Origin of the sequence: Kouleothrix sp., from assembly GCF_046328425.1 — a bacterium.
Taxonomy (GTDB): Bacteria; Chloroflexota; Chloroflexia; order Chloroflexales; family Roseiflexaceae; genus Kouleothrix.
The window spans coordinates 87258-93926 of the sequence record NZ_JAXLWP010000028.1 but is presented as its reverse complement, the minus strand read 5'-3'; the positions used below and the strand labels follow the sequence as shown (position 1 = coordinate 93926).

Here is a 6669-nt window from a genome sequence, read left to right as displayed (position 1 = left end):
CGGCCGGCCTGAGCGTGATCCCGCACGCCGGCGGGAACACCGTGTTCGGCCAGCACTTCAGCTACGCCAGCGCCAGCACGCCTTGGTGCGAGTTCTTTGTCGGCTCCGACCCTGGCGTGCCGCTCGAGGATGGCTGGCGGCTGCCAGGCCAGGCCGTGCCGAAGAACGGCTGGCTGACGCCCAGCGACGCGCCCGGCTTCGGCCTCGAGATCAAAGCCGAGTGGCTTACGCCATTTTTCTAGCGGCGCCACCGGCCGCCGCGAGCGCGCAAAAAAGCTCGGGGGCGGCGTTACAGCCCCCGAGCCTCGGTGTACGGCCTATTGCAATAAAGCCTACAGCCGCGCGCTGCGCCGGCTCGAAACGACCATGCCGGCCGCGACCGCGACGATCACTAGCGCCAGGGCCGCTAGCCAGATCGGGTTGAAGCCGCTGTCGTCGCCGGTGTTCGGCAGGGTGCCCGGCGCGGTGGTGGTGGCAGTCGCCGCCGTGGTAGTTGCGGCAGCTGTCGCCGCCGTGGTCGCGACGGCAGTCGCATCGGCGGTAGCGGCCGTAGTCGCGGCAGCAGTGGCCGCAGTTGTCGGCGCCGCAGTGCCCACCGCCGTCTCGGTGGTCTGGAGCGCGGGCCTGGCCACGTTCGCCGCAGAAACAACCGGCGCCATCATCAGCACGATCAGGATCGCGCCAGCAAACAGAGTTCCGAGCGCTGCAAGGGTTCGCATTCTTTCACTCCTCTCTAACCGGCACATCCAGTATGTGCCACTTCCACGCAGGCAGACTTTCAATCCCGCGCTTCACGGGCTTCTCTCAGCAAATAGCGTGCCAATTGTACGATTTTCGGTATGTTCGGCGGCCAAGAAACAAAACCGGGGCGCAGCATCGCCGCGCCCCGAAAAAGCTACCGTACTAATGCGCTCTTTGCTTGAGCACGTATAGATGGTACTTCTTGATCATCGTGTGTCCATTTTCGGCGCGTAGCGCGGAAAATGGACACATCCAAAAAGAAAGTACCGCAGCGTAAGTCCTAACAAAAAAAGAAATGTCAGGGGCAGCTTCGCCGCCCCGGGCCCCCACCAGAAAGCAAAGGCATCCCAACAAGAAAGTTCGGAGGCAGCTTCGCCGCCCCCGAACCTCCACCAGAAAGCAAGAGATCAGCCGGATAGCGAGCGAGTGCGCGCTACGGCCGGCGTGCCACCGGGATGTAGATGCTGTACGTCACGTTCACGCGCACCGGTGGCGGATTCACCACGCTGATGTTGACGGCATCCTGCGTGCGCGCGCCATTGCTGTCGGTGGCGGTGATGGTGAGCGTGTGGCTGCCGCGCGGCAGGCCATCCGACAGCACCAGGTTCTCGCCTACGCCCAGGGTCGTGCCGTTCTCGTCGGTCCATACCAGGCTATTGCCCTGGAGGTAGCCGTCTTCGAGGTCGAGCGCCGTCGCCTGCACCACGATCGGCTGGCCGACGTAGGTTTGCACCGAGGAGTTACCCGCGATGCTGACCACCGGCGGCTTGTTGCTGATCGAGCCAGTGTTCAGCTGCTTGGTGGTCGACTGGCCGTTGTTCGTGGCGATCACCTCGAGCAGGCCGCCCGAGCTGCTCGGCAGGTTGCGCTTGCTGAGCACAAAGCTGTTGCCGGCGATGTTGGTTCCCAGCAGGCGCCATGAGAGGCCGTTGTCGGGGCTGTAGCGCATGGCGACCTGCACCGGCACGCCATCCGAGCTGGAGGCCTGCCACGTGACGGTGATCGCGTCGACCGTGCTGGTGGCTGTGGCCGTCAGGCTGGGCGGCGCCGGCGAGGCCTGCTGCGACGAGATCAGCGTATTGCCTTTGTACAGCTCGATCGAGGCCAGGTTGGCAACTTGCGGCGCCGTGAAGCTAAAGCCGAACGACGGCGCGGTGGTGTGCGAATCGACCGTGGTGGGGCTGAACTGGTAGCTGTACTGCACCACGCCGCCGGAGTCGCGCAGGTCTACGCGGTAGCTGCCGCTCGCGTCGCCCGTGTCGGCCGTCACGTTGTTCACCGGCACGTTCGAGGTGAACGCGCCGCTCACAGTGTCGCTGTAGATGCTGCCGGCGATCAGCAGGCCATTGCCGGCCTGGGCCGGGATGGCGCCATGTGGCGGCGGCGGTGCGGCCTGGGTCAAGGCCTGCAGCATCTTGAGGTAGTGGAACGCCGACACCCAGATCGGCCGGCAGTAGCTCATGAAATCCTTTTCGCCGTCGGAGTGCAGCTGGCGCTGGTACACGTCGACGCCCACGTCACCAGTGCGGCCGTCGGCGAACGGGTAGTCCGGGTCGCCGGCCACACCGCAGGGCGCGTGGTTCAACCCCAGGTTATGGCCGATCTCGTGCGCGGCAACGCCGTTCGAGGCTTCCAGGCCTACGCTGGTAAGCAGGTTGCCGCCAACCCAGCCGATGCCGGCGGTGAACGAGTTCTGGCCGGCAACTACGCCCTGCGGCACCACGCCGTAGTACACCAGCTTCGAGGTGCGCGCGGCGGCGCCAAGCTCGCGGTTGCGCACGGCGGTCAGCTCGTCGAGCAGCTTCTCCCAGCCGTTCGAGTTCAGGTTGCCGGTGAACAGGTACTCCGAGTGCAGCGTCGCCCGCACGTCGGCGATCGGGTACAGGTTCTGCAGGTTGCTCAGGCCCTGGTTGTTCTGCGTCAGATCGGGCCGCAGGATCGTTCCCTGGCCGCCCGGCTGGTAGGCGATCGGCACCAGCATGATCTGCAGCGTCGGCACGGTGCGGAAGTTCACCGGCAGGTCGGCGCTGCGGTTATCGGCGAAGGTGGCCTCGTCGATCGTGTGGTTGGGGTTGACTTCGGCCCAGAGCGTAATCGGGCCGCCGGTGGTCCAGTCGATCGGCAGCTGGAAGTTGAGCGTGTCGTCGAAGTTTGCGCGGTTGGGCGAAAGCTGGGCCACAATGCTGTCGCGCGCGTTGAATGGCGAAAGCGGCGAGCCGGTGATCTCGACGCCATTGCGCACGCCGTGCAGCCGCCCGGTGACGTTCAGCACCGCAGTGGCGCTGTTCTGCACGCCAACGCTCACGCGCACCACCACCGGCCGCCCGGCGATCAGCGGCACATTGTTCTGGCCAGTCTGCACCGCCTGGGTCGTCTCGATCTGGCTCACCGTCAGGTTGAGATTGGTAGCCGGTGTTGTCGGCGTGCTGGTGGGCAGCTGGGTGGGCGTATCGGTGGGTGTATCCGTCGGGATGCTGGTGGGCGTGTCGGTGGGCGTATCCGTCGGGATGCTGGTGGGTGTGTTCGTCGGCTGGCCAACTGGCGTGTTGGTAGCAGTGCCGACCGGGGTGTCGGTGGGTATGCTGGTGGGCGTGTTTGTCGGCCGAATGGTGGGCGTGTTCGTCGACCGGATGGTCGGCGTACTCGTCGCCGCAGCGCCCTGCGATACCAGCCGGAGGTTATCGATCGTAAACCCGATGTCGTTGTTGCTCTCGTCGCTGATGAACATCACCGCGATCGTGACGCTCGTCTGGCCCAGCAGCGACGACGGCACGCCCGAGCACTGCAAATTGCTCAGGTCGACCGAGTCTTGGTGATAAGCGTCATTCAGCGCGCCGCTCTGGTAGTTGCCGCAGTAGTAGTTGCCGTCGATCGAGGCGCCGACGAACAGCTGGTCGTAGTCGGCCTCGCTCGAGCCAATGAAATTGTACGTCAGCACCGAGCTGACCATGTTGGTCAGGTCGAACGGGCCGTAGACCGCTACGCTGTAGACGTTATCGGGGTAGTTGGCGTTGCACGAGAGGTTTGAGCCATTCGCGCCGCCGCCAACCGTCCAGCCGGCAAAGGCGCCCTGGAGCGGGTTGCAGCCGCGCTTGCCAAGCAAGTACTCGCCGCCGCTATTGCCGAAATCCTGCAGCGTCCAGCCTGCGGACGGCCACGCGCCCTCAAATCCCTCGTTGAAGTTCGCCGGGAAAGTGGCCGCCTGAGTCGCTGCGCCGGCTACCTGTGGCCGGGCGCGGCTCGGGCTACGTGGCAGCGTTCGCGCAAACTGCGCCGGGTGGCGCCCCTGCTGAACTTTTTGCGCCTTCACTAGGGTTGGCCCAAGCAGCGCTCCTGATACAAGGATTGGCAGCAGCGCCACCAGCACCGCGGCTGGTAAGCCAAGCAAACGTACACGCATCGAGTAGTCCTTTCGATACCTGCGAGATGAACCGAAACAAAGCCGCTCCACCGCCCTACGACGCCTTCCCAGCCGCCTGTGCTGCGTACCGGGCCATCTTTTCCCCCTTCTTCGTACGCGCCCCCCCTCCACGCGCCACTGTTTGGTTTCGAACAGGATTATCGTAGGCCGCACATCGCTTGCGCTTCCAGCGCGAACGACGGGCCATAGAACTATGCGTGTACGTAGGCTAGATACGCATATACCAGCAGCCCGACCGGCCTTTGGTCGTGCTACTGGTGAGACTATCGGTTCCGACAAGGTATACTTGGCCGCCTGCCTGGCGCGAGGCCAGAAGAACATCAAGCCCGCCGTAATCAGCATCGCCGTTCGGGCGTAGTGCGGCCAACAAGAGGATCGGTGCAGCGCTGCCCGCCTCGCGCCGATAGAACCCGGCCTATTCCTGCAACACAACGCGCCTAATCGTATCGGTCGCGCCGGCTGCGCGCCAGCAGATCGCCGAGGAGCGCCATACTGGCGAGCTTGCCCGCATCGCGCTCGTGGGCGGCTTCGGGCGTCCAGTAGTGGTGGTTTGCGATGAACTTGATCTGGTTTGAATACCAGCCCTCGTCGGTCATCGCGCCGCCGTAGCTCGCCAGCTCGGCGCGCAGCGCCTGGTTCCGCGCCAAGAAATTCGGGTGCCCCAGCACGTCCAGGTCAGCGTCGGCCAGCAGGCGCTCCAGCAGCGTATGCGGCGATTGCGGCAGCTTGGTGGCCATGATCATCCCGTGGATGCGGCTGATCTGGCGTGGCTGGTAGCCAAACTCCGGCAGCACTGCTGTGGCGATCGCTGCGCTGGCGGCCTCGTGGCCGGCATAGTGTGTGATAAAGCCAAGATCGTGGTAGTAGGCCGCCGTGCGCAGCAGCAATAGTTCATCGCCGCGCACCCCCGCCAGGCCGGCCAGCCGCTCGGCCGCCGGCACCACTTCGTCGCAGGTATGCGCGATCGAGTGGTATACCAGCGCCGGCGCCAGCTCGGACGCCAGCCGTTGAATTGCATACTGGCGAGCACGCTCGAAGTCGGGCTTTATGCGCATACAAGCCGCCCCGATACCAACGGCCCACCAGCAGATATGCTGTTCGATGTGTGGTTGCTTGGCGGCATTATATACGTAATATTCCGCGTGCGCATCGTATAAACTACGTATTTTCGGAGGTTGGTATCATGCTGATTGCGCCAGGCCGCAGCTCGAGCGTCACCGCCGCCCCAGCGGGTGGCAGCTCGGCGCCGCCAAGCTCGAACACCAGCGGCGGGCCTGCCGCCGGCCGAAGCGTAAGCTGGGTGTAGCTGCCGCGAAACGAGCGCTCGGCCAGCGTACCGGCGATGCGGTTCGGCCCGGCCGGCGAGGCCGCTGGCAGAAGTGCGGCAGCCTCGGGGCGCAGCACCAGCACCACCGCCGATCCGCGCGCCACGCCCGGCAAGCTCGCCACGCCAGTAAAGCGGCCAAGCGCGGTATCGACCACGGCGGTCGTATCTTCCACGCCGGCTACGCGGCCCTCCACGAGGTTGGCGTGGCCCAGGAAGCGCGCCACGAACGGGCTACTCGGCCAGTGGTACACCTGCTCGGGCGAGCCCTGCTGCGCAATCCGGCCGTCGCGCAGCAGCACCAGCCAGTCGGCCAGCGCGAACGCTTCGGCCTGGTCGTGCGTCACGTACAGGCTGGTGACGCCCACGCGCCTGAGAATAGTGCGCAGCTCGTCGAGCAGGCGCTCGCGCAGCGTGCGATCAAGCGCGCCCAGCGGCTCGTCGAGCATCAGCAGGCGCGGGCTGGGCGCCAGGCTGCGCGCCAGCGCCACACGCTGGCGCTCGCCGCCCGACAGCTCGAACACCCGCCGGCGCTCGTAGCCCGCCAGGCCCACCAGATCCAGCATTGCCGCAACGCGCTCGGCCACGCACTGGCGCGGCAGGCCCTGCATGCGCAGGCCAAATGCCACATTGCCGGCCACATCGCGGTGCGGAAACAGCGCGTAATCTTGAAACATCAAGCCGAAGCCGCGCCGGTGCGGCGGCAGATCGTCGATCGCGCGGCCTTCGAAGCGGATCGAGCCGCTGTCGGCGCGCTCGATCCCCGCGACCAGCCGCAGCAGGGTTGTCTTGCCGCACCCCGAGGGGCCGAGCAGGCAAACGATCGCGCCCTGTGTGGCGCGCAAGCTCACGCCGCGCAGGGCCGGCGTGCCATCGTAGGCCTTGGCGACATCGCGAACTTCAAGCAGTGCGTCGCTCACTGGCGCGCGGGCGCCGCTCGTCGCCAATCGTTCTCAGCACACATGGCAGAATCGGCAATAGCTAGCTGTTTGAAAAGCGTGGTTTGGAAGAGCTTCGCCTCTCCAAACGTCGGTATTTTGCGGGTCGCGGCCACATTCGTGGCCGCGACCCGCTAGAGAAGGATGCGCGAGGGGCATCGCCCCTCGCACTCCCCTTTTCAGGCAGGCTCTAACTTACGGGTCCGAGTATTGTAGCATTAAGTGGCTCTGCGCTGCAAATAGAA

General features: G+C 65.5%; 4 protein-coding genes and 1 pseudogene. 1 reads left to right on the top strand and 4 read right to left on the bottom strand.

The window, feature by feature from the left end; translation table 11 throughout:
• A pseudogene (locus U0177_RS23045) lies at positions 1-242 on the top strand (hypothetical protein); the annotation flags it as partial.
• A gap of 90 nt (positions 243-332) precedes the next feature.
• Here the strand turns inward: U0177_RS23045 and U0177_RS23040 are convergent.
• The 4 genes from U0177_RS23040 to U0177_RS23025 form a co-directional block, all read right to left on the bottom strand.
• Positions 333-719: an LPXTG cell wall anchor domain-containing protein gene (locus tag U0177_RS23040; RefSeq protein WP_409573019.1), complete on the bottom strand. Its 387-nt coding sequence runs from the start codon at positions 717-719 to the stop codon at positions 333-335.
• A gap of 455 nt (positions 720-1174) precedes the next feature.
• A complete protein-coding gene (locus U0177_RS23035; protein WP_409573018.1) occupies positions 1175-4141 on the bottom strand; it encodes a hypothetical protein in 2967 nt (988 codons plus the stop codon).
• A 458-nt stretch (positions 4142-4599) separates the two neighbouring features.
• Complete coding sequence (locus U0177_RS23030; RefSeq protein WP_409573017.1) at positions 4600-5217, bottom strand: HD domain-containing protein; 618 nt, start codon at positions 5215-5217, stop codon at positions 4600-4602.
• Between the two features lie 103 nt (positions 5218-5320).
• Positions 5321-6406 carry an ABC transporter ATP-binding protein gene (locus tag U0177_RS23025; protein ID WP_409573016.1) on the bottom strand — a complete coding sequence of 362 codons (1086 nt, stop codon included), beginning with the start codon at positions 6404-6406 and terminating at the stop codon, positions 5321-5323.
• Between the last annotated feature and the right edge of the window lie 263 nt (positions 6407-6669).

What these genes read in the sequence shown, in the direction of transcription:
- U0177_RS23040 (WP_409573019.1), bottom strand. Translation starts at nt 719, where the DNA reads ATGCGAACCCTTGCAGCGCTCGGAACTCTGTTTGCTGGCGCGATCCTG.
- U0177_RS23035 (WP_409573018.1), bottom strand. Translation starts at nt 4,141, where the DNA reads ATGCGTGTACGTTTGCTTGGCTTACCAGCCGCGGTGCTGGTGGCGCTG.
- U0177_RS23030 (WP_409573017.1), bottom strand. Translation starts at nt 5,217, where the DNA reads ATGCGCATAAAGCCCGACTTCGAGCGTGCTCGCCAGTATGCAATTCAA.